The sequence below is a fragment of the Streptomyces sp. NTH33 genome, from assembly GCF_003236365.1.
GTDB lineage: Bacteria > Actinomycetota > Actinomycetes > Streptomycetales > Streptomycetaceae > Streptomyces.
The window spans coordinates 1-814 of sequence record NZ_POTZ01000947.1; the positions used below are offsets into that span (position 1 = coordinate 1).

The 814-nt window shown below is 74.2% G+C and carries 1 protein-coding gene; it reads right to left on the bottom strand.

Features of this window, described 5'->3' with window-relative positions; all coding sequences use genetic code 11:
- Positions 1–149: 149 nt before the first annotated feature.
- Positions 150–814, bottom strand: a 665-nt coding sequence (gene holA, locus C1I97_RS37725) for a DNA polymerase III subunit delta (RefSeq protein ID WP_111007346.1), incomplete at its 5' end; no start/stop codon positions are given.

Below are 814 nucleotides of genomic sequence, written 5' to 3' on the forward strand. Positions count from 1 at the left end.
CGGATCCGACCAGCGTGAACCGAAGATCCCGGAGCCGTTCCCTTTCCCCAGGGGAGGCGCCGGGATCTTCGGCATGTACGTGCTTGTACGCGTCTTGGTGTGTATGCGTCTTGGTGTGTACGTGCCTTGGTGTGTACGCGCCTTCCCGGCTAGGCCCGGCCCCGGGAGCGGGCCGCGCGGGCGATGGCCACCACCGCCTTCTCCAGGGCGTACTCGGGGTCGTCGCCGCCGCCCTTCACGCCGGCGTCGGCCTCGGCCACCGCGCGGAGGGCGACGGCCACTCCGTCCGGAGTCCAGCCGCGCATCTGCTGGCGGACGCGGTCGATCTTCCAGGGGGGCATGCCGAGTTCTCGCGCGAGGTCGGCCGGACGGCCACCGCGCGCGGAGGACAGCTTTCCGATCGCCCGCACGCCCTGGGCGAGCGCGCTGGTGATCATCACCGGGGCCACGCCCGTCGCGAGCGACCAGCGCAGCGCCTCCAGGGCCTCCGCCGCCCGCCCCTCGACGGCCCGGTCGGCGACCGTGAAGCTGGAGGCCTCGGCCCGCCCGGTGTAGTAGCGGCCGACGACGGCCTCGTCGATCGTGCCCTCGATGTCGGCGACCAGCTGTGCCGCCGCCGAGGCCAGCTCCCGCAGGTCGCTGCCGATCGCGTCGACCAGCGCCTGGCACGCCTCGGGTGTGGCCGACCGCCCGAGCCCGCGGAACTCGCCCCGGACGAAGGCGAGCCGGTCGGCGGGCTTGGTCATCTTCGGGCAGGCCACCTCCCGCGCCCCCGCCTTGCGCGCGGCGTCCAGCAGCCCCTTGCCCTTGGCAC